Source organism: Teichococcus coralli (assembly GCF_009829925.1).
Lineage (GTDB): Bacteria > Pseudomonadota > Alphaproteobacteria > Acetobacterales > Acetobacteraceae > Pseudoroseomonas > Pseudoroseomonas coralli.
On the sequence record NZ_SNVJ01000060.1, the window covers coordinates 1 to 1382 of the forward strand.

Sequence of the window (1382 nt, forward strand, 5' to 3'; positions counted from 1 at the left end):
TGTCCAGCGGGTTTCCGGTTCCGAACCACCTGGATCGGACGGCGTTGTAGTATTCCTCCATGTCGTACTGGGCGACGGGGAGGGCGAGGTCGCGGGCGGTGAGGCGGCCGACGGCGGCGGCCAGGCCGTAGCTGGCGGTGACCACGTTGGCGAGCGCCTGCACCAGGGAGACGCGGGCGTTGAGCAGCTCCTGCTCGGCGTTCAGCACGTCCAGCGTGGTGCGGCTGCCCACCACCGCCTCGCGCTGCACGCCGTCCAGCGCGATCGCCGCGGCGCGGATCTGCGACCGCACGCTGTCCACCTGCGCGCGCGCCGTCTGCAGCACCTCCCAGGCCTGCGTCGCCTGCTGCATCACCTGCCGCCGCTGGTCGTCCACCACCTGCCGCAGCCGCACCGCGTCCTGCCGCGCCTGCCGCACCGCGGCGTACTCGCCGCCGCCCTGGAACAGCGGCACCGACAGGTTCGCCGTGATCTGCTCGCCGGTCGAGCGGGTGTCCGGCAGCTGCGTGTTGTCGCTGCGAAAGGCCTGCGCCTGCAGGCTCACGCTCGGCAGCAGCGCCGCCGCCTGCACGTCCACCCCGTCCCGCGCCGCCGCCTCGTCAAACCGCGCCGCCACCACCCCCGGGTTGTTGCGCATCGCCAGCTCCGCCGCCGCCGCCGCCCCCGTCACCGCCGCGGTCAGCGGCTGCGGCGCCACCAGGCGGTCCGGCGACAGCCCCACCACCCGCCGAAAGGTCGCCCGGCTGGTCTGCAGCGTGCCCTCCGCGTTCGCCCGCGCCGCCTCCGCCCCCGAGCGCCGGCTCTCCGCCTGCGCCACGTCGGTGCGCGTGATCTCGCCCACCCGGAACCGCTCGTTGGTCGCATCCAGCTGCCGCTGCAGCACCTGCACGTTGTTGACGTTCAGCCGCAGCGTCTCCTGGTCGCGGATCACCGCCACATAGGCCGACACCACGTCCGACAGCACCTGCTGCTCGGTCGCCAGCACCCGCGCCCGCTGCGCCAGAACCTGGTTCTCCGCCCGCCGCGTCTGCGCCACCGTCCGCCCGCCATTGTACAGCGGCTGCGTCACCGTCGCGCTCATGCTGCCAATCTGCCGGTCGGTCTCCGTGTAGGTCGGACCCCGGAACCCCTGCGTCCGCGCCTGCCCCGTCACATACCCCCCCGACCCCGACAGCACCACGCTCGGCCGCCACCCCGCCAGCGCCTGCGGCACGTTCTCGTCCACCACCCGCAACTGCGCCCGCGCCGTCTGCAGCGTCGGGTTGTTCGCATAGGCCTGCGACAGCGCCTCCTGCAGCGTCTGCCCACGCGCACCCCCAGCCAGCAGCGCAGGACACACAAACACCACCGTTCCCAACACAACTCGCAGTCTCGCGGCGATC

At 73.3% G+C, this 1382-nt stretch carries 1 protein-coding gene; it reads right to left on the reverse strand.

Features of this window, described 5'->3' with window-relative positions:
- The coding region (locus E0493_RS22910) for a TolC family outer membrane protein (protein ID WP_367614583.1) at positions 1 to 1345 on the reverse strand (1345 nt) is incomplete at its 3' end.
- Positions 1346 to 1382 lie beyond the last annotated feature (37 nt).